General features: G+C 50.1%; 22 protein-coding genes and 5 pseudogenes. 18 read left to right on the top strand and 9 right to left on the bottom strand.

The window, feature by feature from the left end; all coding sequences use genetic code 11:
* Positions 1–10 precede the first annotated feature (10 nt).
* From MN084_RS11080 to MN084_RS11060, 5 genes and pseudogenes are all read left to right on the top strand, one after another.
* Positions 11–954: pseudogene (locus tag MN084_RS11080) on the top strand (IS1595 family transposase).
* Complete coding sequence (locus MN084_RS11075; protein ID WP_241086367.1) at positions 947–1,132, top strand: hypothetical protein; 186 nt, start codon at positions 947–949, stop codon at positions 1,130–1,132. The pseudogene MN084_RS11080 and the gene MN084_RS11075 overlap by 8 nt, the downstream one beginning before the upstream one ends.
* Positions 1,080–1,661 carry a transposase gene (locus tag MN084_RS11070; RefSeq protein ID WP_241086368.1) on the top strand — a complete coding sequence of 194 codons (582 nt, stop codon included), beginning with the start codon at positions 1,080–1,082 and terminating at the stop codon, positions 1,659–1,661. The genes MN084_RS11075 and MN084_RS11070 overlap by 53 nt, the downstream gene beginning before the upstream one ends.
* Before the next feature lie 308 nt (positions 1,662–1,969).
* Positions 1,970–2,572 carry a carbonate dehydratase gene (can, locus tag MN084_RS11065; RefSeq protein WP_241086369.1) on the top strand — a complete coding sequence of 201 codons (603 nt, stop codon included), beginning with the start codon at positions 1,970–1,972 and terminating at the stop codon, positions 2,570–2,572.
* A gap of 72 nt (positions 2,573–2,644) precedes the next feature.
* Positions 2,645–3,387 (top strand): annotated as a pseudogene (locus MN084_RS11060) (transposase); the annotation flags it as partial.
* Here MN084_RS11060 and MN084_RS11055 read toward each other — a convergent pair.
* Entirely contained in the window at positions 3,371–4,492 is a 1,122-nt protein-coding gene (locus MN084_RS11055) for an IS5 family transposase (RefSeq protein ID WP_330178028.1), read from the bottom strand. The pseudogene MN084_RS11060 and the gene MN084_RS11055 overlap by 17 nt on opposite strands.
* A 104-nt stretch (positions 4,493–4,596) precedes the next feature.
* Between MN084_RS11055 and MN084_RS11050 the strand changes: the two are divergent.
* Positions 4,597–5,570, top strand: a pseudogene (locus MN084_RS11050) (transposase); the annotation flags it as partial.
* Between the two features lie 17 nt (positions 5,571–5,587).
* A pseudogene (locus MN084_RS11045) lies at positions 5,588–6,625 on the top strand (IS256 family transposase); the annotation flags it as partial.
* A 209-nt stretch (positions 6,626–6,834) separates the two neighbouring features.
* On the opposite strand, the gene MN084_RS11040 reads toward MN084_RS11045, so the two are convergent.
* Entirely contained in the window at positions 6,835–7,242 is a 408-nt protein-coding gene (locus tag MN084_RS11040) for a transposase (protein WP_241086371.1), read from the bottom strand.
* 23 nt (positions 7,243–7,265) lie between these two features.
* Complete coding sequence (locus tag MN084_RS11035; protein WP_241086372.1) at positions 7,266–8,189, bottom strand: LysR family transcriptional regulator; 924 nt, start codon at positions 8,187–8,189, stop codon at positions 7,266–7,268.
* 237 nt (positions 8,190–8,426) lie between these two features.
* Here MN084_RS11035 and MN084_RS11030 point away from each other — a divergent pair, with 237 nt between their 5' ends.
* From MN084_RS11030 to MN084_RS10985, 10 genes are all read left to right on the top strand, one after another.
* On the top strand, positions 8,427–9,305 hold the full coding sequence (locus MN084_RS11030) for a (Fe-S)-binding protein (protein ID WP_241086373.1): 879 nt from the start codon (positions 8,427–8,429) through the stop codon (positions 9,303–9,305).
* Positions 9,306–9,414: 109 nt separating this feature from the next.
* Positions 9,415–14,304, top strand: coding sequence for a 2-oxoacid:acceptor oxidoreductase family protein (locus MN084_RS11025; protein WP_241086583.1), 4,890 nt, complete (start codon positions 9,415–9,417; stop codon positions 14,302–14,304).
* Between the two features lie 75 nt (positions 14,305–14,379).
* On the top strand, positions 14,380–15,723 hold the full coding sequence (gene rsxC / locus MN084_RS11020) for an electron transport complex subunit RsxC (protein ID WP_241086374.1): 1,344 nt from the start codon (positions 14,380–14,382) through the stop codon (positions 15,721–15,723).
* 72 nt (positions 15,724–15,795) lie between these two features.
* Positions 15,796–16,851 (top strand): RnfABCDGE type electron transport complex subunit D, encoded by a 1,056-nt coding sequence (locus MN084_RS11015; protein WP_241086375.1) that lies wholly within the window; start codon positions 15,796–15,798, stop codon positions 16,849–16,851.
* A complete protein-coding gene (locus MN084_RS11010) occupies positions 16,848–17,546 on the top strand; it encodes an FMN-binding protein (RefSeq protein WP_241086376.1) in 699 nt (232 codons plus the stop codon). The genes MN084_RS11015 and MN084_RS11010 overlap by 4 nt, the downstream gene beginning before the upstream one ends.
* A 7-nt stretch (positions 17,547–17,553) precedes the next feature.
* On the top strand, positions 17,554–18,216 hold the full coding sequence (rsxE, locus tag MN084_RS11005) for an electron transport complex subunit RsxE (protein ID WP_241086377.1): 663 nt from the start codon (positions 17,554–17,556) through the stop codon (positions 18,214–18,216).
* Positions 18,206–18,796, top strand: a complete 591-nt coding sequence (locus MN084_RS11000) for an electron transport complex protein RnfA (RefSeq protein ID WP_241086378.1) — start codon at positions 18,206–18,208, stop codon at positions 18,794–18,796. The genes rsxE and MN084_RS11000 overlap by 11 nt, the downstream gene beginning before the upstream one ends.
* Positions 18,789–18,968 carry a hypothetical protein gene (locus tag MN084_RS10995; protein ID WP_241086379.1) on the top strand — a complete coding sequence of 60 codons (180 nt, stop codon included), beginning with the start codon at positions 18,789–18,791 and terminating at the stop codon, positions 18,966–18,968. Before MN084_RS11000 ends, MN084_RS10995 begins: the two co-directional genes overlap by 8 nt.
* 288 nt (positions 18,969–19,256) lie before the next feature.
* A complete protein-coding gene (locus tag MN084_RS10990; protein WP_241086380.1) occupies positions 19,257–20,108 on the top strand; it encodes a pyruvate, water dikinase regulatory protein in 852 nt (283 codons plus the stop codon).
* Positions 20,101–20,508, top strand: a complete 408-nt coding sequence (locus tag MN084_RS10985; RefSeq protein ID WP_330178027.1) for a hypothetical protein — start codon at positions 20,101–20,103, stop codon at positions 20,506–20,508. Before MN084_RS10990 ends, MN084_RS10985 begins: the two co-directional genes overlap by 8 nt.
* Before the next feature lie 509 nt (positions 20,509–21,017).
* Here the strand turns inward: MN084_RS10985 and MN084_RS10980 are convergent.
* Positions 21,018–21,245: a hypothetical protein gene (locus MN084_RS10980; RefSeq protein ID WP_241086382.1), complete on the bottom strand. Its 228-nt coding sequence runs from the start codon at positions 21,243–21,245 to the stop codon at positions 21,018–21,020.
* A 136-nt stretch (positions 21,246–21,381) separates the two neighbouring features.
* Complete coding sequence (locus tag MN084_RS10975; RefSeq protein ID WP_330178571.1) at positions 21,382–21,570, bottom strand: hypothetical protein; 189 nt, start codon at positions 21,568–21,570, stop codon at positions 21,382–21,384.
* Here MN084_RS10975 and MN084_RS10970 point away from each other — a divergent pair.
* Positions 21,487–21,783, top strand: a complete 297-nt coding sequence (locus MN084_RS10970) for a c-type cytochrome (protein WP_241086584.1) — start codon at positions 21,487–21,489, stop codon at positions 21,781–21,783. The two genes, MN084_RS10975 and MN084_RS10970, sit on opposite strands and share 84 nt — an antisense overlap.
* Before the next feature lie 422 nt (positions 21,784–22,205).
* Here MN084_RS10970 and MN084_RS10965 read toward each other — a convergent pair.
* From MN084_RS10965 to MN084_RS10955, 4 genes and pseudogenes are all read right to left on the bottom strand, one after another.
* Positions 22,206–22,647, bottom strand: a pseudogene (locus MN084_RS10965) (methyl-accepting chemotaxis protein); the annotation flags it as partial.
* A gap of 138 nt (positions 22,648–22,785) precedes the next feature.
* Positions 22,786–22,878: a HAMP domain-containing protein gene (locus MN084_RS19715; RefSeq protein WP_445083965.1), complete on the bottom strand. Its 93-nt coding sequence runs from the start codon at positions 22,876–22,878 to the stop codon at positions 22,786–22,788.
* Between the two features lie 20 nt (positions 22,879–22,898).
* Positions 22,899–23,066, bottom strand: coding sequence for a hypothetical protein (locus MN084_RS10960; RefSeq protein ID WP_241086385.1), 168 nt, complete (start codon positions 23,064–23,066; stop codon positions 22,899–22,901).
* 154 nt (positions 23,067–23,220) lie between these two features.
* Positions 23,221–23,580, bottom strand: coding sequence for a hypothetical protein (locus MN084_RS10955; RefSeq protein ID WP_330178026.1), 360 nt, complete (start codon positions 23,578–23,580; stop codon positions 23,221–23,223).
* Positions 23,581–23,906: the final 326 nt, after the last annotated feature.

Below are 23,906 nucleotides of genomic sequence, written 5' to 3'. Positions count from 1 at the left end.
TTTTCTATTCATGCCGAAAAATACAGTGCAGTTTCAAAAAGGTCCTAGTTTGCACGAATTTATTGAAAAATATGGTTCTGAAGAGCAGTGCCAACAAGCATTGTACCAACTGCGTTGGCCTACCGGGTATATATGTCCTGAGTGTGGCAACACAACAGGTTGTGAACTCAAAAGCCGTAAGATATATCAGTGCCACAAATGCCACCACCAAAGCTCCCTGACTGCTGGCACCATCTTTCACGGCACCAAGCTGCCGTTGAAGAAGTGGTTTTCGGCCATCTATTTGTTGACTCAGCGTAAAAAGAGTACTTCTGCCTTGCAACTGTCCCGTGAAATTGGTGTGAACTACAATACAGCCTGGAAGCTCAAGCACAAACTGATGCAGGTGATGATGGAACGTCAGAGTCAAAAAAACTGGCTGGTCGCATCGAGATGGATGATGCCTGTATTGGTGGTGAGAAACCGGGAAAGCGTGGGCGAGGGTCTCGTAATAAAATCCCTTTCGTGGCAGCTGTTGAGATGACGCAGGATGACAGGCCAATGAAGATCCAACTGCGTCGGCTCCGCGGTTTTCAGAGTGCGGAGATCGCTCGATATGCCAGATCCAGTCTGTGTGCTGGCAGCACAGTTTTTTCTGATGGGCTCTACTGCTTCAGAGCAGTTACAGATGCTGGATGTGATCATATGCCTATCGTCACTGGCGGTGGGCGAAAGTATACCCAGCTCTCCACCTTTAAATAACTGAATACCATGCCTGGTAATATCAAGAATGCTTTGCAGGGAACCTTTCATGCTATTCGTAAAAAACACGTACCTCGTTATCTCGCCGAGTTTGAATATCGCTTTAATCGCCGGTTTAATCTTCCGGCTATGATTGAACGATTGCTCTGCGTCGCGTTACGTACACCACCGATGCCTTATCGCCTCCTAAGGATGGCTGAGGTTTATGGGTAATCAGGAAACAGTTTGGGTATATCGTGAGCGCCTGAAAGAATGGGGCCTTGTTGATAAACTCTTTTCAGAGCTGTTGATTCAGACTGATGCAGCAGGCTTCAGTGCTCGCAAGGGACAGATTGCAGATGCCGTTATCGTTCCAGTACCTAAGCAACGTACATACGCGAGAGGAAAATAGGCAAATCAAAGATGGGGGCAGCCCTGAGGCATGGGGTGATAACAAACGCCGCGAAAAGGATGTTGAAGCCCGCTGGACTAAGAAGCATGGTAAAATCCACTATGGGCGCAAAAACCAAAAACCAAAAACCAAAAACCACATCAGCATAGATCGGGAGTACAAGGTCATTCGCAAGTATGCCGTAACATCAGCTGAAGTTCATGATAGCCAAGTCTTCGAGGAACTGCTAGATGAGAACAACAGTAATGGCAGTGTCTGGGCCGATTCCGCTTACCGCAGTGAAGAGCGGGAGTCTGCTTTAGCAGGTGTAAATTACCGCAGTCATCATCGCAAGTCGACATGGAAACGCCCCTTGAATGAACGGGAGCAAGAGGCAAACCGAAAACGATTAAGAGTTCGGGTTGAGCACGTGTTTGCCCAGCAGGCCAATCGACTGGTGCGTAGCATCGGGCAAGTCAGGGCCGCCGTAAAGATTGGTATGATGAATCTGGAGTACAACATGCGTCAATTGGTGTGGCTGGCAGGATGAAGCGAGGTATGGGTGTGGATGCTGCCAGAAAAACGAGCGTGAAGATGCCGGACTCTCCAGATTTTCTAGAGACTATTGGTCTTTGTCGGGTTTTTAGAGGTTCCCATTAAGATATAATTTTTGGTGTTCCTGTGTAAATAAGATTTCGCAACCTCATTTTATCAGGCATGTTAGATCATCTTTTTTTAGTCATTCAGGTGGTGCACTTTGGAATTGATTCCACCCATTATTTACAATGACCGACATAGTGAAAAGTTGCGCTTAATTTCGCATTATATACGAAACCATAAACAGAGGTAATCTTAGTTTTGAGTTCATTGAAGCATCTCTTTGAGAATAACTTGGCTTGGGCTAACGAGATAAAGGAACAGAATCCTGAATTTTTCTCGATGCTGTCTAAACAACAGGGCCCGAAGTATCTGTGGATTGGCTGCTCCGATAGTCGAGTGCCTGCAAACCAAATAGTGAACTTGCCTCCAGGGGAGATATTTGTCCATCGAAATATTGCAAATCTCGTTGTTCATACAGATCTGAATTGTCTTTCTGTAATCCAGTATTCTGTTGAAATATTAAGAGTGAAACATATTATTGTATGTGGCCATTACGGGTGTGGTGGTATAAAGGCAGCGCTGGAAAGCCAGGAGCATGGTTTGGTGGATAATTGGCTGCGTCATGTGAAAGATGTCGATCGTTTCAACGCCGATAAGTTTAACGGGCTAACCCATGACGAAAAGCTCAATTTGCTCTGCGAGCTGAATGTAATAGAACAGGTAACAAATGTATGTAATTCAACGATAGTGCAGAATGCCTGGGAAAATGGGGCCAATCTTTCCGTGCATGGTTGGGTTTACAGTATTGAGAATGGGATTCTTAAAGATTTGGATGTCACTGTTTCTTCGGTGAATGACTAAAGAACAGGAAAAGCCACCTCCAGGTGGTCATATGATAGCCGATGGTGGTGCCGGCAGGTTTTAAAAAACAGTATGAAGAAGAAGCGTTACAGAGAAGAGCAAATTATTGGTGCCATCAAGCAGCATGAGTCAGGGATAAAAGTTGATGACATTTGTCGTCAGTTCGGCATTTCAACCGGGTGCTTTTATAACTGGCGAAGCAAGTACGCCGGGATGGATGTCTCAGAAGCCAAACGGCTCAAAGAGCTTGAAAGCGAAAACAACAAGCTTAAGAAGTTACTTGCCGAGAAAATGCTTGAAGCTGAGGCGATGAAGGATGTGCTCTCAAAAAAGTGGTAAAGCCTGCTGATAGAAAACAAATCGTGAGCTACCTTAAGTCGCGGTTCAAATTAAGTGAGCGTAGAGCTTGCCAATTAGTAGGCTTAAGTAGAACCGCTTTTCGGTACGTTACTCAATGGGGAAAAGATGAGCCTCCACGCAAACGGTTACTTGAGCTGGCAAAAAAGCATCCGAGTTATGGTTATTTGTTTTTACATGGCCTCCTGAGAGGAGAGGGGCTTGTGAAAAACAAGAAGCGGACCTACCGAGTCTATAACGAAGAAGGTCTTCAAGTGAGGACTAAAAAACGCAAGAAGATAATACGACCAAGAATGCCAACGATTATGCCCATTGGTAAAAATATACGCTGGTCAATGGATTTTGTCAGTGATCAGTTGGCTAATGGTCGCCGCTTTCGAGTATTTAATGTGATTGATGATTACTCAAGAGAAGTTATTGGCCAGCTCTCTGACTTCTCGATCAGATGCCAGCTCGTCTTCTGAAACGTTTTCTGGCTAATGCCATGGCTTCTCCTGAGGTATTCTTCCTAGCAGGCTTTGGCGTTACTATCTGGGTGTCATTAACCTTTGATTTGCCCCGATAACCTCGATCAGTAATACCCACTTTGGGTACTCGATTGATGAGACGTTTCACCTGTGCCAAGACCTCAGGTACGGTGTGACCATCAAATACATTCTTCTCAAAAGCCAGGGCATCAATCACAATGCCCGCGTCCCTTGTGGTGGTGATTGATGCCTTGGTGCCAAACTCATAACGCTGCTGGGCCTTGCCTTTGCTCATACAGTAAATATGAGGTTCATGTAGGCTGTACAACTTATTTTTATCAGCACGCTTCTGATTCAGCATGCGCTGGTACAGGGCGAACTTTTCTGCATAGAATTTCTGTTGTTCTGCGGTCATCTTACGCTGTATTTCACGCAGTAATCGGCCGCTGATGGTCTTTAATCGCTTGACGGCCTTACGTGCCTTTTTACGATTCCTCGGATGTGTGGCAAATCGGGTGGGGAGCTTGAGAATTTTTACTTCCTTCTCATGGCTTCGACTGAGCACGATACCTTCTGCTCGGGCCATCTTGAGTAACTGCCCGTGTATCTTTCGGTACTGCTTTGCATCAGTTGGAAAGGTAATGTTTTTCTCTTGTACGGTAGTGTCGATACACATTTCATCTTCGATTGCCTTTTCTTGATGTAAGGCGATAGATGCAGCCAGGACCTTTTCAAAACCTTCGTTGCCAATACGCTTTCTGAAGTAAGTCAGGTCGGAGGGGTCACAAGGAAGTTGCCATTGGAATTCGATCTCACCCGTAAAACTCTGGTAGTAGGGATTTTGTATCCAGCGTTGAATCAGAACCTCGTCACTGAGGTCTTTCAGATGCTTGAGTATCGAGAGGCCCACCATTAGGCGGATCGGTTTTGAGGGCTTTCCAAGATGAGAATAAAGCGGGGCAAATTCAGCATCAAAATATGACCAGTCTATCTGTCTGGCCAATAGCAAAAGTGGATGCTTGGGGTTCAGCTGATCCAGTAAGTTCTGGTGCAGGAAACTTTGCTGGTTGGGATTGGCTGTCTTGGCTTTGCTCAATTATCCACCTCTGTTTCGTCCAGTTTTTCTCTGCTTTTACTGCTTTCATAGACGCTTATTTTATATAAATTATTGCGTTATGAATATTTCAGGGTCGACTAACTATACCGGTTTTTAGGGAGGATTACCGAGATACGATTATCGATCCGCTGATAGAGTTGCCGAGAAGCGGTGCAGAGCAGTTGATCTACCAGGCGGTGGAGGCCGAGCTGCTGGAGCTGTTGGCGGAGCACGTCGAGCGACGGACAGAGGATGGCAAGGCGGGTGTGGTGCGTAATGGTCACCTGCCAGCTCGTAAACTGCAGACAGGATTGGGGCCGGTCACGGTCAAGATCCCCAAAGTTCGCGCGAAGACCGGCGAGCCGGTGACGTTCCGATCAGCTCTGGTGCCGCCGTATGTACGCAAGACGAAGTCACTGGAAGCGGCACTGCCGTGGCTCTACCTGAAGAGGATTTCCAGTGGAGGGATGGGTGAAGCCCTTAAAGTGCTGGTGGTTCCGGATGCAACAGGCTTGTCGGCCGGCAGGGTATCGCGTCTGAAGCAGGTCTGGGCAGAAGAATATCGGAGCGGGTGCGAGGAGCGCCTGGATAAGGGCCATTGGGTGTATGTGTAGGCAGACGGTGTCTACAGCGGACAGAGAGCAGAGCAGACGAAGCTGTGTGCCCTGGGTGATCGGCGTGAATGAGCGTGGCGAGAAGCATTTTCTGGCAATTGAGGATGGTGTACGGGAGTCCACACAGAGCTGGCGGGAGGTACTGTTGAAACTGAAGTCACGCGGACTGACCCCGGCAAAATTGGCGATCGGTGCATAACATCTGGCAGTCGGAGACCCAGGCCTATGTGGAAAAGGCCTTTGATCTGTTTATCAAAACGTATGAGCCAAAGTATCCGAAGGCTGCCATCTGTCTGCACAAAGACCGAGAGGAACTGATGGCTTTCTATCAATTTCCTGCGCAGCACTGGCAGAGCATTCGGACCAGCAATCCGATTGAATCCACCTTAGGGACAATCCGCCATCGAACCAGGCGTTCCAAGGGCTGTCTATCGCGTGACGGCATGCTACACATGACGTTCAAACCGAGCAGTCCGAAGCTGCCAATAACCGCAACGGCTATGCCAGTAAGACTAACCGAACGGAAGCTGGCCAGTTCGAGCTCGATACACCACGCGACAGAGCTGGGAGTTTCGAGCCCAAGCTCGTTAAAAAACACCAGCGTCGATTTACTTCCATGGACGACAAGATTATTTTCTTGTATGCCCAGGGCATGACAACACGAGAAATCGTCACGACCATTAAAGAAATGTACGGTGCTGATGTCTCTGCCACCTTGATTTCCAAAGTGACTGACGCTGTTATTGAACAAGTGATTGAATGGCAATCTAGGCCACTGGATGCGGTCTATCCCATTATTTACCTGGATTGTATTGCCGTAAAAATCCTGCAAGACAAGAAAGTGATCAATAAGGCAATTTATCTGGCACTGGGCGTGAACATGGAGGGCCACAAGGAATTGTTGGGGCTCTGTCTGTCAGAGAATGAGGGTGCCAAGTTCTGGCTCAATGTACTCACAGAGCTCCAGAATCGCGGCGTGAAGGATATTTTGATTGCCTGTGTCGATGGCCTGAAGGGCTTTCCAGACGCAATCAATACAGCGCTTCCCGAGACTCAGGTCCAGCTCTGTATTGTTCACATGGTGCGCAACTCGATGAAGTATGTGCCCTGGAAAGACTACAAGGCAGTGACGGCAGACCTGAAGAAAATATATAAGTCTGTCACCGAAGATGAAGTGCTACTGGAACTTGATAATTTCTCTAACCGATGGGACGACAAATATCCCCAGCTCAGCCGTTCGTGGCATAGCCACTGGCACAATCTTAATACCCTGTTTGGCTACCCTGAGGACATCAGCAGGGCAATCTATACAACCAATGCCATCGAGTCAATGAACAGCGTGGTTCGCAAGGCAATTAAAAAACGGAAGCTATTTCCGACCGACGACTCGGCAATGAAAGTGGTGTACCTGACGGTGCAGCAAGCATCAAAAAAATGGACCATGCCGATTCACAATTGGAAACCAGCACTGAATAGATTTATGATTGAGTTCGAAGAACGCTTGGCGGAATACATTTAACCCGGGCAGTTACACGGAAATCGTTACACCCTCCTATAACTCATAGGTGAAATCTGCAACCCATACTTCGTGAGATAAACTCGGACCATCATAGCTTTCCAGCAAGTTAACTTTCTTGATCACTAAACCATACTTCCATAGATTTACTTAATCTCACGGTGGTTTTTTATCTCTCCCTAAGTATGCAGTGTTTTCTATATCTCTATTACTTATCGGTCCCATTTCGCCATTTTGTAGTATTCAGCACGGCTCACCCCAAATAACGGCATAGGCTGGCAATGGAAAACTGACCTGATAGTCCATCCACTATTTTGAAGGCTTCTTTGTTTTGGCTTCGCCATATCCCTTGAGCTTTTTAAGACCGCACTCTCTATGCGAAAGCGCTCATTTTCCTTCTGTAACTGACTAAGCTTTTCCTCAAACTCAAGGTCCGTATCAAAATCCTTCTCTTTTGGCATTTTATTTAGCAATCCTGCATCCCGCAGCTTTTTCTTCCAGCGATACAAGAAAAACGTGTGGATACTAATTTCCTCTGCTACTTCACCTGCTGTAATACCTGGCAAACTCGCTTTTAGAACCGCTTTGATTTTCAGATCAATTGCATGATTCTTCCTCACCCGACACCTCGTCTAGTAAGGTGTCAACTTTTCTTGGGGAGGCCCAGCTCCATTACCTTGATAAAACGCTTGGCTTGAGGTGAAAGATACTTTCCTTTGCGCAGGACGATGCCATAAGTGCGTTTCTGGAAGTAGTCGTCCAGGGGGAATTTCACCAATTTTTCCCCACCGGTGAGGCAGACATCGATGACGATTGAGATGCCGAGTCCCATCTCGACATACTTCTTGATCACTTCCCAGCCCCCCGCTTCTAGCCCGGCTTTCAGTTTAAGTTCATGCTGACGGAAAACCAGGTCAACCATACGCCAGGTAGTGAGGCTGGGCGGCGGGAGGATAAGGCTGTAGGGGGTGATATCTTCCAGTGTGATCAGCTTTTTTTCTGCCAGGGGGTGGTCCAAAGGGACAATAAGCGCAGGGGCGTAGGTAATCAGCGGCTTGTAGATAATATCGTCCGGCACATCCAGCATTGAACCAACAGCGATATCAGCTTCATCTGCCCGAAGACGTGACAGCCCGTCCCGCCCACCGGTGACATTTTGGAGTTTGATCCGAATCTTGGGGTGCAGTTCCATAAACTGTTTCAATGGAGCTGGCAGGAGGTAGAGGATGGTCGATTCACCGGCTGCAATGTTCAGCTCGCCCGACTCCAGCAGATCTTGCTTGGCGGCGAAAGTTTCATGCAGCTTGTCCATTCCCTCCACCAGGGGCTGAGAGAGCTTGAACAGAACTTTGCCTTCTGGGGTCAGGGTAATCTTTGGACCACGGCGCTCAAAAAGTACAGTCTCCAGCTCCCGTTCAAGCGCCTGAATCTGCAGAGAAACCGTGGGCTGGCTGAGAAAAACCTTCTCTGCAGCCTCACTGATACTCCCTGTTTTCGCCGCATGACAGAACGCCCTTAATTGTTTAAGACGGTTCTGTTTGTAGTAAACCGGAGTGGGAGATGCCATAGTTATTTCCTTAAAAAACAAAAGTATTCATGTATCTGTAACCGTGTTTTGGTACACAACCAAATAGGGTTGCAGAAGCGTTTTATTGTATACATCAATAGTAAGCATTGAAATAATTTGTGTGCCAAATACAAGCTCAGTAGCTAGACTTTGCTGCAACTGCGAAATAAATTGAATTTATACGAAAGAAAGCAATTTAACATGAGGGTCGATCGTTGAGACCTGAGGTACCGGTAAATGGCGGATATAACCAGTATTGCAATCTCAGTTGGCTTTATGGCCGCTTTAGGACTGATTTTGGCAACAGTTCTGGTTCTCGCCAATAAACGCCTCTACATCTATGAAGACCCGCGCATCGACGAAGTGGAAGATCTGCTGCCACGCGCTAATTGTGGTGCCTGTGGAACTCCTGGTTGCCGACCGTTTGCAGAGGGCCTGATCGAGGGTTCATATGAACCTGCCCAGTGCACTGTCAACTCCCTGAATCTGAATAAGATCATTGCTGACTACCTTGGTGTCGGTATGGGCACCCAGGAGAAACGGGTGGCGCGTCTTGTCTGTGCAGGGGGTTCTCATGTGGCTTATATCCGGGCCAGTTACAGTGGTTTGAGTTCCTGCCGGGCGGCTGCATTGGTATCCGGTGGTGGAAAGGGATGCACCTGGGGCTGTCTTGGCATGGCCGATTGTGCCGATGTTTGTGATTTCGATGCCATTACTATGGACTTGCACGGTCTGCCGGTGGTGAATGAAGAGAAATGCACCGCCTGTAATGACTGTGTGGAGGTCTGCCCGAAAGCGTTGTTCGAGCTTCATCCGGTGAGCCAGCAACTGTTTGTTGCCTGTAAAAACCTGGAGAAGGGTGATCAGGCCGAGGCTGAGTGCGAGGTGATCTGTACCGCTTGTGAACGCTGTGTCATTGACTCACCGGAAGGACTGATCGAGATCACCAACAATCTTGCGGTGATCGATTACAGTAAGAACAAACTGGCCTCAAGGGTGGCGATAGAGCGTTGCCCAACCGGCGCCATTGTCTGGTATGACAAAAAAGGCGATTATACAGTGGGTAAGGATACCAAGAAAATTATTCGTAAAGAGGCGCTTCCTGTTTCGTCATAGGGAGTGCTTGAATATTTAGCGCACTGAGAATCGCAGCATGGATTCTCCGCGCTTACGTTAAACCAGTTTGAATTTGCCATTGATTGAACGCACCCAGAGAGACAGACTAATGTTTGGAAAAAAAGAGCAGAAGCAGTTCAAATATCCCGGTATCCGCATGGCGATGGACGGCAACACGGCCGTTATCATGTGTGAACGTGAGGCAGCGGACGCTGCCGGCGCTTACCCTATCACCCCTTCTACCCAGATGGGTGAATATTGGGCTGAAGAGACGGCCAAGGGGCATGTCAATGTATCCGGCAAGCCGCTGATTTTCGTTGAGCCAGAATCGGAACATGCCGCTGCCGCCGTGACTGCCGGTATGTCCATGGCCGGTTTGCGTGCCACCAACTTCTCCTCTGCCCAGGGTGTTGCATTCATGCACGAGTCCCTCTACGCAGCGGTGGGCAAGCGTCTCCCCTATGTACTGAATATCGGTACCCGGGCCATCACTAAAGCGTCGCTGAATGTGCACTGTGGACATGATGACTATCATTGTATTGACGACACAGGTTTCTTTCAGGTTTTCGGTAAAAATGCACAAGAGGCCGCCGACCTTAACTTGATCGGCCGCAAGATAGCGGAACAGAGCCTGACTCCGGCCGCCGTGGCTCAGGATGGCTTTCTGACCACCCATTTGATCGAACCTCTGATGGTGCCTGAGCGAGAGCTGATAGCTGAATTCTGTGGTCGCCCAGATGATATTATCGACTGCCCGACGCCAGCGCAGAAGATGCTTTACGGCGAAAAGCGCCGCCGGGTACCGGAGCTTTGGGATGTGGATAATCCCATGCTTTCCGGTTCAGTACAGAACCAAGATGCCTATATGCAGGCGGTGGCGGCACAGCGGCCCTATTTTTTCGAGCATATTTCCGATATTACCGATGAGGTGATGGATGAGTACTATGAACTGACCGGTCGTCGCTACAACCGCGTTGCCAACTATAAGATGGATGATGCTGACTATGTCATCGTCGGCCAGGGCTCGATGGTTGTTCAGGCCGAGGCAGTAGTCGACTATCTTCGTGAGACCCACAAGCTGAAGGTGGGTGTGCTCAATGTCACTATGTACCGTCCATTCCCCGGCGACCTGATTGGCCAGGCACTGAAGGGTAAAAAGGGTGTGGCGGTGCTGGAACGTACCGATCAGCCCCTGGCTGAGGATCTGCCGCTGATCCGCGAGATTCGGGCCGCCATCACCAAATGTATTGAGAATGGCACCAGCGGTGACAAACCCTACGCTAGCTACAGCAGCTATAAGCAGAACGATACCCCGGCGCTTTTTTCCGCCTCTTATGGTCTTGGTTCCCGCGACCTGCAGCCGGAGGGTTTGATCGGTGCTATTGAGAATATGTTGCCGGAGGGGGATAAGCGCAAGTTCTTCTATCTGGGCATAGATTTTGTCCGTGAACCGACCGATCCCAAGGCAGAAATCCGCCAGAATGAACTGCTTGAGGCCTATCCTCATCTCGCAAAAATGTCGGTCAAAGGCAGTGAAAATCCGGATCTGTTGCCCAAAGGGGCGATTACCGTACGGATGCACTCGGTGGGCGGCTGGGGTGCTATTACTACCGGCAAAAACTTAGCCATGACTCTCTATGACCTGCTGGGTTACGATATTCGCGCTAACCCCAAGTATGGTTCGGAGAAGAAAGGGCAGCCAACCACCTATTATCTGTCGGCTGCACCAGAACCGATCCGGCTCAACTGTGAATACCACTATGTGGATGTGGTGCTCTCCCCGGATCCCAATGTCTTCGGTCACTCCAATCCGCTTTATGGTTTGAAAGAGAATGGCATATTCATCATTCAAAGCAGCCTGGAGACTCAGGAAGAGGTGTGGGCCGAGATTCCGGTGCCTCATCAGAAATACATCAATGACCACGGCATTCGGGTTTTTTACGTCGATGGTTTTAAAATTGCCAGAGAAGAGGCATCCAACGCAGAGCTGCAGTTCCGCATGCAGGGCAACGCTTTCCAGGGTGCTTTCTTTGCCGCATCTCCTTTGAGAGATCGCTCGAATTTGACCGAAGAGGGTCTGTTCGAGGCGATTGAAGTTCAGCTGCGTGATAAATTTGGCAGTAAGGGCGAGCGCGTCGTAGCGGACAACCTTCGGGTGGTGCGCCGCGGTTTTGACGAGATTACTGAGATTACTGAAAAACAGGTAGGTTTGACCAAGCAGGATCTGAAAAAGAGCATTGGACTTCCCGTGATGCTCCAGCGTCTGCCTGAGGGTGACGGTAAACTTTCTGACGTGCATCGCTTCTGGGAGCAGACGGGTTCCTTCTACATGAGTGGGCGTGGCAACGACAACCTCGCCGACCCCTACATGGCCACCAGCATCATTCCGGCGGCTACCGGTATCTACCGTGACATGACCCAGATTCGCTTCGAATATCCGAAGTTTGTCACCGAGAACTGTACTGCCTGCGGTGACTGCTATACTACCTGTCCTGATAGCGCCATTCCGGGTCTTGTCAGCTCTGTTTCCGAAGTGTTTGCTACGGCTATCGAGCGTATCGAGACTAAGGGGACCCCAACGCTCTATCTGCGCCGCGAGTCCCGCAAAGTGGAGAAACGGCTGCGTGAACTGATCGAAACTGAAGGTGAGGCGGCCATCGTCTCAAAACTTCTCGATCAGGCCGTGCTGGAAGTGGTGGCAAATTCAGAACTGGAAGAGGATGCCAAGCAGAATCTTGAAAAAGAGTTCGCCCTGTTTCTGCAGGCTATTGATGGGTTTGAGTTCTCTATTACCAAGCCTTACTACAGTAACCGCGAAAAGAAGAATAAAGGCTCTGGCGGGCTCTTCTCCATCACCATCAATCCCTACACCTGCAAAGGCTGTATGGAGTGTGTCGAGGTGTGTGACGATGGCGCTTTGATCGCCGAACCACAGACCAAGGAAGCCATCGGCAGAATGCAGAAGGATTGGAACTTCTGGCTTGAACTGCCGACTACAGATGCCGATTTTATCCGTGTTGATGACCTGGATGAGAAGATCGGTGCCCTTGAGACTCTGCTGCTGAACAAGAGTAACTACGAATCCATGCTCTCCGGCGATGGTGCCTGCCTGGGTTGTGGTGAGAAGACGGCGATCCATCTGTTTACCGGTGCCGCTACGGCATTGATGCAGCCTCGGGTGAAAAAACACCTGTCGGAGATTGATGATCTGATCAACCGCCTGGAGACCCATATCCGTCTGAAGTTGGCTGAAGGGATGGACCTTTCCAATATTACAGCGGTCAATGAAGCAGTTGAGAACCATAAGGACTCCGATTTGACGCTGTCTGACCTCTCAGCCACTCTGACGAACAGTGATCAGCCGGTTGACCAGCAGTGGCTGCAGTGGACCACCCAGCTACTGGAAAAACTGCGGCACCTGAAGTGGCTTTACACCGATGGCAAGACCGGCCAGGGCCGTGCTGGCATGGGAATCATCAATTCAACCGGTTGTACCTCGGTCTGGGGTTCCACTTTTCCCTTCAATCCCTATCCTTTCCCCTGGACCAGTCATCTGTTCCAGGACAGTCCTTCCGTAGCTCTGGGCATTTTCGAAGGCCACATGGCCAAAATGACCGAAGGCTTCAAAGTGATCCGTCAGGCCAAACTTGAACTGGAAGGCAAATACAACCCTGAACAGCACGATGAGTTTTTCACCTACTTCGGCTGGAAATCGTTCAGTGATGAAGAGTGGCTGCTCTGCCCACCGGTTGTCTCCATTGGTGGTGATGGTGCTATGTATGATATCGGATTTCAGAACCTCTCCCGGGTTCTGGCGTCCGGTGTGCCGGTAAAAATTCTGGTGCTGGATACCCAAGTCTATTCCAATACGGGCGGTCAGGCTTGTACCTCAGGCTTTGTCGGACAGGTGGCGGATATGTCGCCCTATGGCAAAGCGTGGAAAGGCAAAACCGAAATCCGCAAAGAGATGGCGATAATCGGCATGGCCCACCGTACCAGTTTTGTTCTGCAGAGTTCAGTGGGTAATATCACCCACATGCTTGAGGGTTACATTGATGGACTGAATAGCCGCCGTCCGGCCCTGTTCAATATCTATACCACTTGTCAGCCTGAGCACGGCGTGGCGGATGATGCGGCAACTGCACAGGCCAAGCTGTCGCTGGATTCCCGTGCTTATCCGTTGTTCCGCTATAACCCGGATGATGGTACTACCTTTGAAGAGTGCTGTGATCTTGAGGGTAACCCTGCCATCGATGACGACTGGACCAGCTATAAGCTCGCCTATGTGGATGAGAGCGGCAAGGAGGGGACTCTTGAGGTGCCTGTGACCTTTGCCGAGTTTGCCTTCTCCGAAGGCCGTTTCCGCAAGCATTTCCGCAAAGTACCCCAGGATGCCTGGAATGACGATATGCTTCAGCTCCATGAATTTCTGGAGTTGGATGAGGATGACCGGGAAGGTATATACCCCTACATCTGGGCGGTGGACGGGAAGAACCGCCTGATGCGGATTCTGGTGGCCCAGGAGATCGTCAAGTCCTGTGAGGAGCGTCTCGACTTCTGGCACCAGCTGAAATCCCTTGCCGGTGTCTCCAACGTTGTGGACGTCCAGGCCATTGCCGATAAGGCAAAGGCAGAGATGGCGCAGAAGCTCTCCTCCAGCTTGCTAGCCTTGGCCAATAACGGCGATATATCCGCTTTGAGCGATATGGCGATGCCCGGTGCCGGCGGAAATGGCGCGGCACCGGGCGACTATGAAGCTCTCTGGATCGAGACACCTGAGTGTACGGCCTGTGACGAGTGCACTGATCTCAATCCAAAGATTTTTGCCTATAACGATGACAAGCTTGCCATCGTGGTCGATCCCAAAGGTGGACCCTATAAGGATATGGTCAAGGCCGCAGAGAAGTGCACTGCTGGATGTCTGCATCCGGGGACTCCCTGGAATCCCAATGAGAAAGACCTCGACAAGTTGGTGAAACGCGCTGAAAAATACCAGTAAACAGAAGAAATAGGGGAACGAGGTGACAGTAAAAGATGGCTCCTCGTTCCCCACACCTGATCTGAGCATTGAAGTATGAAGTTATCCGCTATCTTCAGACGGCGTAAGACCTTTAATCATGGGATTCATCCCATGGAACATAAAGCGTTGACGGCAGGTCTGCCGGTTCGACGCCTGTTTTTTGCTCCTAAGATGATTATTCCGCTGTCACAACACCGTGGCGCACCGGGAATCCCCCTGGTCAAGGTTGGACAGGAGGTGGTGCGGGGTGAGCCGATTGCGAAGGCGGGAGGTTTTGTCTCCGTACCCATGCACTCACCGGTGACCGGTGTGGTCAGATCCATCGATGAGCTGGTTGCTACCGCAGAGGGCCCCAAGGCCCGGGCGATTATTATCGAAACCTACCCGGCCGCTACCCAAGAGGTGCTCTATCAGGCACCGATAGATGTGGATGCCATGACTGCTGAAGAGCTGGTCAAGGCGGTACAGGCGTGCGGCATGGTGGGGCTTGGCGGGGCGGCATTCCCCAGCCATGTGAAACTGCTGCCACCGGAAGGAAAGCAGATAGATATTCTTATCATCAATGGTTGTGAATGCGAACCCTACCTTACCTGCGATCATCGGGTGATGCTGGAACAGACCGATTGTATGATCCGCGGTATCCGGATGGTGATTAAGGCAACTGGTGCGAAACGGGCGATTATCGGTGTAGAAGATAACAAGCTGGATGCGGTGGCACATATCAAGACGGCATTGCCGACGGATAGCGAAATTACCGTTGAGGCGGTGGTGACCAAGTATCCCCAGGGTGCTGAGAAGATGCTGATTACCAGCCTGTTGGATAAAGAGGTCCCCTCCGGCGGTATCCCGGCTGACATCGGCGTGGCTGTCTACAATGTGGGCACAATGGCCCAGTTGGGAGAACTGATTCCCAAGAGTCGGGGGCTGATCGAACGGGTGGTGACTGTCTCCGGGCCAGGTGCAAAGAAGCCAGGAAATTATCTGGTTCCGATAGGGACCCCACTGCGGTTTCTGATGGAGCAGGTGGGCACCACTTCAGAATCGACTGAAGTGATTATGGGCGGCCCGATGATGGGTATGTCGGTCGCCTCCCAGGATGTGGCTATCACCAAGGGTGTTTCCGGGGTGGTGGTGTTTGAACGGGACGAGCGGGATCATCCAGTCTACCCCTGCATCAAGTGTGGTGCCTGTCTGGATGCTTGCCCGATATTACTCAACCCCTCTATGCTGGGCCAGCTTGCGGGAGTCAGGCAGTATGAAACCATGGCGCAAGAGTATCACCTTAATGACTGCTTTGAGTGTGGCAGCTGCAGTTATGTCTGCCCCTCCAATATACCCCTGACCCAGTATTTTCGTATCGCCAAAGCGATCAATAGGGAAGCTAAAACGGCGGCGTGACTTAACGCATTCAAACGCGTCACTGTTGTTTCTGGACAGATACCAATCAGCATTTAACTAACACTGAGACCCATGGGAACCAAACATAAAACAGTTGAGATCAGAACGTCGCCTCATGTGAAAAGGGCGATCTCTGTCGATCAGATCATGCGTAACGTGATCTATGCTTTGCTGCCTGTCTGTGCCTGGTCAGTCTATCAGTTCGGGATCAGCGCGCTTGTGCTGATCCTGGTAACGACCCTGACCTGTGTTGCAACAGAGTCTTTTTTCAATTGGATGGCTGATCGGCCAGGTACCACCCGGGACTTCAGCGTTGTCATTTCCGGCCTGTTGCTGGCTTTGACACTGCCGCCTGGTTTTCCTCTCTGGATGGCTGCTGTCGCCGGCTTTATTGCCATCGGTCTGGGTAAATCACTGTTTGGCGGTCTCGGCTTTAATGTGATGAACCCGGCGCTTGTGGGGCGGGCCTTCGTGCAGGCGGCATTTCCGGTTGCCATTACCACCTGGACGCCAGCTTTTGCACCCGGCCGGTTTCAGGAGTTCATACCCTCCACTCTGGCGCCCCCCTTTATGTCTCCGGTGGATACCACTGATTGGGTGCGGGAGCACGCCACTGATAGTTTTACCGGCGCAACCCCATTGGCATTACAGAAATTTGAACATATTTCAGCCGATACAATGGATCTGCTGACAGGGGTAGTCGCTGGGTCGGCAGGTGAGACCTCTGCCATCCTGATTTTTCTCTGTGGCCTCTATCTGGCTTTCCGCAACATGATGAATTGGCGGATACCGGCCGGTGTGTTTGCCGGTGTGATCATTATTTCGCTACCGTTCTATCTGATGAACCCGGAGATCTACCCACCGCCTCAGTTTATGCTGTTCTCCGGTGGTCTCATGTTGGGTGCCATGTTTATGGCGACCGATATGGTGGCATCGCCGATGACGCCAAAGGGGGTCTGGCTCTATGGCATTTTTATTGGCGCGCTGACGATTATCATTCGCCTGTTTGGTGGTCTCACGGAAGGCGTGATGTATGCGATCCTGATCGCCAATGCCCTCTCGCCAATGATCTCCTCGATCACTCAGCCAAGGGTATATGGTGTCAGCAAGAAGAGAGGTGAGTCATGAGCGATACAGATCAGACTCACATTCAGCCGCAGACTCCGACTATCGCCATGCTGCGCACCCTGGGCGGCATTGCCATGCTGGCGGGGTTTATGGTCGTGCTGGTGTTCCAGTGGACCAAACCGATTATCGAAGAGAACAAGCGCATTGCCATTGAAAAAGCGGTGTTCAAAGTGGTGCCGGGTGCGATCTCCCGCAGGGATTTCATTATCGGCCCCGACGGGCTCTTTCCCGCAGAGACCTCAACCTCTGATCAGGGTGAAACCATTTATGCAACCTATAATGAGAAAGGTGATCTACAGGGTATTGCGCTGGAGGCGGCAGCCATCGGCTATCAGGATGTGATCCGCATTCTTTATGGCTACAATCCGGGGTGTGAGTGCATTACCGGTATCAAGATACTGAAAATGGCTGAGACTCCGGGATTGGGCGATAAGATCGCTTTTGATCCGGAATTCCTGAAAAACTTTGAAGCTCTTGACGGCAGGGTCAATGGCCCTGGAACTGCGTTGGAGCATGAGATAAAGGCGGTAAAACACGGTACTAAGGGCGAACCCTGGCAGATCGACAGTATCTCCGGAGCAACCATCTCCTCCAAGGCTATAGGTCGGATGCTGAACCAGAGTGGCCAGAAGATGTTCCCACTCATAGCCCGGCATCTGGAGCAACTTAAAGAGAAACCGGGAAGCATAGAATAGGCTGAACATGGCAACATTACCAAATCAACAAGAGCAGGTAACGCTGGATACTTTCATGCGGGGTATCTGGGAAGAGAACCCGGTATTTGTCATGCTGCTGGGCATGTGTCCGGTACTGGCAGTAACCAACTCCACGATGAATGCCATTGCCATGGGAGTCGCCACCACCTTCGTTCTGGTGGCTTCCGGTGCATTGATCTCCCTGCTGCGCAAAGCGATTCCGAAACAGGTTCGTATTGCCACTTACATTATTATTATCGCCACCTTTGTGACTATTGTGGATTATGTGATTCAGGCTATCAGTCTGGATCTCTATAATGCGCTTGGGGCGTTTATTCAGCTGATTGTGGTCAACTGCGTCATTCTCGGCAGGGCCGAGGCTTACGCCTCGAAACAGCGGTTTGCCCCCGTAGTGGTGAATGCATTGGGTATGGGGGTTGGTTTTACCATCGCACTGCTCTGTCTGGGAACGGTTCGGGAGCTGCTGGGCAGCGGGATGATACTCGGTTTTCAAATCTTCAGTTCCAACTTTGAACCCTGGGTGGTGATGATTTTGCCACCCGGTGGTTTCTTCGTGCTTGGTGCCTGGCTGCTGCTGTTCGAGTGGCTGAAGCAGCGTAAAGAACGCAAATTGCTAGAGTCGGAAGGAGCAACGGCCCATGGATCCTAACTCGCTTGGATTTATCTTTCTGAATGCAGCGGTGATCAACAATTTTGTACTGGCACTGTTTCTCGGTATCTGTCCTTTTCTCGGCGTCTCCGCGAAAAAAGAGACCGCCTGGAATATGGGGCTGGCGACCATGTTTGTCATGCTGGTCAGCTCCATCTGCGCCTACGGTATCAACCAACTTCTAGTGATGTTCGATATCGAGTTTCTGAGGCTGATCTGCTACATCGCTGTAATCGCCTCCGCAGTGCAATTGGTCGAGATGGTGTTGAAAAAATTCAGTCCGGGTCTGTTCAGGGCGCTGGGTATTTTTCTTCCGTTGATCACCACTAACTGCGCAATTCTTGGGCTGGCCCTGTTTCAGACCTACCGTGAATACAATTTCCTCCAGAGTCTCTCGTTCAGTATCGGTGCAGGTGTCGGCTTTACCGTCGCCTTGATGCTGATGGCAGGACTGCGTGAAAAACTGGAACTGGCCAAGGTGCCCAGTGTCAGTCAAGGTGCTGCCATGAGTCTGATGCTGGCAGGCCTGCTCTCACTGGCGTTCATGGGTTTTGCCGGACTGGGCGGTTCTCATGCTTAAAATGCTTCTGGCCGGTGCCGTGATAATGGCCGTGCTGGTGGGCTGGATATTAGTGCAGAATATGGCTCGACGGTTTGCCCGCCATCATCCGGAGTTTGGTCCATACCAGGAGAAACGCGGCTGTGGCGGCAACTGCTCGTGCAGTGGTGGAGACGCCTGCCAACGCAAATAATCCTGTTGTGTCAGCGGTGTTTTTTATCGTTCAATCGGTATGGCGAAACTGCTGTATATTCCTCTTTCGTCACGTTCCAGCAAGTGTACTGCCGAGCCGTTTGTGCTGGCTTGTTGGCTTATCAAGGCGACCTCTTCCCATCTTGCCGTTACGGGGCTTCTCCGGCCTGAAAAATGGCTTACTTAAACTGTGTTTTTCCCTTCTGATCAGCTATTGTCTAGTCTTTATGGATTGATGTAACGCCTGCTAAATTGACGGTAGGTTCCCTTTATATGACAGAGGCAGCAGATGGTAAAGCGAACGGTCTATTTTGTCTCGGAAAGCACGGGTATTACAGCTGAAGCCCTGGGTCAGAGCCTTCTCTCCCAGTTTGCCCAGACTGTTCAGTTTAGACGAGTCTACATGCCTTTTATCAATAGCATAGAGAAGGCGGATGAACTGGTTGCCCAGTTCAACCGTCTTGAACAGGAAGAGGGGTATCGCCCGATCGTATTTGCCACCATGGCAGATCCTGATGTCCGGGAAATTTTACATGCCTCAAACTGCCTCTATATTGAGCTGTTCGACTCTTTCATTGGACCACTCAGCCGGGAATTACATGCTGAGCCTTCAGGTCAGCATGGCCTGAGTCATGGCATGACTAACGGACAATCCTATGAAGATCGCATGAGCATTATCAATTTTGCCGTTGTCAATGACGACGGCGCCAGACTGGATAAATTTGATCAGGCGGATGTGATTCTGATTGGTGTCTCCCGCTCCGGTAAAACCCCCACCTGTCTCTATCTGGCAATCCATTTCGAAATCAAGGCCGCCAACTATCCTCTCACCGAGGAGGATTTTGAGAAAGATAAATTGCCCGATGTTTTGATTCGCAACAAAGAGAAGTTGATGGCATTGACCATCGATCCGGCGCGCTTGAACCGTATCCGAGAGGAGCGGCGCCGGGGTAGTCGCTATGCTTCCATTGCCCGCTGCCATGCTGAGGTGAGTCAGGCCCTGCGGATGTTCAAACGTCTCAACCTTAAAGTACTGGATACCACCACGCACTCTATTGAAGAGGTGTCGTCACGTATTGCCAAGGTGATACGGTCTGAAAAAGCATTAAAACAAACAATATCAAGTGACGAAGATGATTGATCAAAAACTGGACCCGGTAACGCTTCGGCAGCAGATTATTGGTGCTGATGCCAGATTCGAGACGCCGTTCGGGGAACGGATGATGGTCTATGCCGATTACACGGCATCAGGCCGCGGCCTGCACTTCATCGAGGACTATCTGAAACAACTGCAGCAGCTATATGCCAACAGTCATACTGAACATGACACTAGTGGCCGTGTGACCACTCAGCTGCTGCATCAGGCGGAGAGAATCATCAAACGGTCAGTCAATGCCGGGCCGGATGGCCGTGTCATTGCCGACCCCCAGCAGGGAAATGGTCAATGCTTTACTCAAGGGTTTTTTGGGAGGCGAGCATGCAGCGGCTTTCCCTGCCTATTGCCACAAACATCAACCTGTGGTCTTTGTTTGTCCTTATGAACACCATTCCAACGAGATTTCCTGGCGGGATGGCGATATCTGCACTCGCGTTTTGTCACCATCCTACTGAATGATCTGTTTGGTACACAGACCAGGACAGGTTGCTTCTATGCCCCTATGGACATAAGCCCTTGGGTATTGATGAAAAGATGGCGCACGAGTATCGGGTGGTTATCTCCGAAGGGCTCTGCGGAATCAAACCGTCTGATGCTTGTCAGAGAGGCCTATTTCTGAACCTTTGCAGGCAAGGATAGTCTGAGTCAGTTGATGTCCAACCTGCTGGAGGTTGGAGGTTGGAGGTTGGAGGTTGGAGGCATCCGGTGATATAGGATACCCTGATATTGATGTACGCTATTTCTGAAAAACCATTGCGGACAATTTTAGCGCTGAAATACTATTAGTGCCTGTACGCTATAGTATCAGCGCGAGCGTGGAATTCCTGGTTGGGAACTCGGACCTTATGACTATGACCCAGATGGGGGCATGCGAAAAACCAGGGCATGATCTGACTATGATGGATTCATGCCATGAGCACCAATCCAACTGCCAGGATACAGAGCAGTTTTGTGGCGAGGACTGCTGCAGTGCGGCTTATTTTTTCTTGCCAGTTGAGTATCCTTTTTCTGCCCCATCAGGCCATCGCTTTGATTCCATGATTTTACTCTATTTTCCTGACCCAGCCACCTCTCTTCAATATCGGCCTCCTCTAATTCTCTCCTGATGGTTGTTTCAGGCACTGTTTGGTGTCTTCATTCAATGGTCTCAGGCCAGAATATCAGGAGATAAAACGTGAAATTTTCATTGTTGTTTATTGCAGTATTACCCTTACTGATTGCCTGCTCGTCAAGTGAATCGGCATCTCCCAACTCCCTGTCAGGTCAGACGGCCACGGATGCTCCAGCCAGACGCTGGTATGCCTTCCAGCACGTAAGTCGGGGTGGGAAGGTATACCAGGAGAATTGCGCTGCTTGCCATGGAATGACAGGTGGAGGCGGAGTTAACTGGCGCCAGTCCGGTCCAGATGGAAAATACCCTCCGTCCCCGCTGAATGGCACTGGCCATGCGTGGCATCATCCTCTGAAGGTGTTATTCCATGTGGTTAAAAATGGCAGCCCTGGCGGCCAGGGTAATATGCCAGCCTGGAAGGAAAAACTCTCAGATGAAGATATGATCGCGGTAATTGCCTGGTTCCAATCCAAATGGCCTGATCAAATCTATGCCGCATGGTCACAACGTGAAATTGCCTCAAGAGGAAAAACAAAGGCTGAACGTTAAGCGGTGAACAATATGGCATGCGTCAATATCGAAAAAATATTATCTCTGAGAGTGAAAAGCGAGACCGGTTGGTACACGCTGGAGAATAGTATGAGATCAAGACTCACTTGATATTTGTTACCTGATTAGTGGCGTTTTAACAAAAAATTTTAGACAGTGCTGAGGACTCGGGAAATCTGAAAATCCGGCGGATTATCAACCGCAGAGAGGATCATAAGGTCTGAAATCGATAGTGTGTGTGGGACACTTGGATTTTTCTCCGCTCTTTAACAGAAGTGGCAGAGCGCCAGTTGGCTGATAGGGATCATCCGGCCGATGATTACCTCAAAATCAAAACAATTCGGACCGACAGGCGGTCAACCGTACTGACGCTTGTGGCAAAAAAGCAGGTGGATGGCGATGATATTACAGCCGACCTAGCCAGCGACAACACGCTGTTCATTGGCCGCGGTTGCGACCTGTTTATTCATCTGGTTGATGGTGCCGATGACTTGGATGATTCGATCCAGGGATTCACCCGCGTGTGCTGCTTCGGTGACGCTCCCTTTGGAGTGTTCCAGGCTTGTGCTCATTACCTTGGCTGCATTTTTCGCCTGTCCCTGCAGTCCTTCGATCATTCCCTGGATCTCCTGAGTTGCTTTGTGGGTCCGTGTTGCCAGAGTGCGTACTTCATCAGCCACCACGGCCTTGTTCTCCAGCCCTGGCCGCTTCTATGGCGGCATTGAGGGCCAGCAGATTGGTCTGCTCGGCAATTTGTGATATCATCTCGATCACTTTGCCTATCCCATCGCTATTCTCTTCCAGTTGTTTGATCACCATTGAGGCCTGAGTGATGTTGTCGGCCAGAGTATTGATACTGCTAATGGCATTGTTGACAACACTACGGTCCTCTTCTGACTGCTGGTCGGCCTGGTCGCTCTCAGACTGCTGATTCCATACACCCTCTATGTTCTAGGCGAGGCGTTGGGAACGGTCTACCAATTCGCTGGTTGAGACAGAAACCTAGTCAATAATAGCGCTGAATTTCTCCATCATCCGGTTGATGGCGAGTGCTACTTTTCCAAGCTCATCGCCAGATCTGAATGGCACTCTTATACTGAGGTTCGACTCCTATTCTACCTGTCGATGCTATTGGTAACCTGGGTAAGTGGCACGACAACCATTTTTTTCAGAAGAAAGCTGATAATGATAAGTCCCATGATCAGCAGTGCAGAGTTGAGTGCAAGGTTTATCCAGAGCTCTTTTAAAACACGGGCATCCAGTTTCTTCAATGACAAGTCCACGCGAACCACCCCGAGAACATCACCCTCGGATACAATATGGCACAGCAGGCAGTTGGTTCCTCGTGACTCTCAACGCAAGCATAGGCAGTGCAACAGTCAGCATCCGACCATCAAGGCCATCGAAAATGGTGGCAATGGATTCCCCGGTGAGCGCTTACCTGTCCCAATCATCCTTGGCTTGATTATCCTCTGTCCCTTTGCCAAAACGGCTGTAATACCCTTGGCTCTGACAATTCCGCGCATCCAGTACATCTTCTCTCGAGGTGAGCTTTGTCCGGGCTATCGACTTGTTGGCCATCCCACCTGTCAGCATCAGAGTATTCATATTATCGAAGTAGGCATTGGCCAGGGTGGTGGCCTGGTTTTTGACCATCATTTCCACCAGTGACCGCTGGCTTTGGAATTGATAGAGCGATGAGATCAGTAGAATAATGAGAAACAGTAGCACCAGTACCGAGTCGATTTTTGTGCCTATGGATAATTTCTTATCTGAATTATCGACTCTAGTGTTCATACCTGTTTTCTCTGGATCTGAATAGATTCGGGCTTCATGGATTCCTGACGGGATGCTCAACTCCTAACTGCCATATCGGCTTGAAACGCAATAACTTTAATAAAAAAGGGGTGTTCATCTGTATTTGGGAATGACCTAAAATGGGCAAACCATATCTGAATTGAAGAACATTCTGTTTCTCCTTGAAGATGAGAACAAAAATACTAATGCAATCATGGGATTGCCTGATAGTATTACTTTCCACGCCACGGTTATAATGATAGCTCATCTCTCTGGTAGTCTATGAAACCCCAGTCTCTCCCTACGTTTTCGGATATTGATAACTG

The organism is Candidatus Vondammii sp. HM_W22 (genome assembly GCF_022530855.2).
In the GTDB taxonomy this organism is placed as follows: domain Bacteria; phylum Pseudomonadota; class Gammaproteobacteria; order Chromatiales; family Chromatiaceae; genus Vondammii.
Note: the sequence above shows the minus strand (reverse complement) of the source record. Positions and strands in the feature narration are given on the sequence as shown.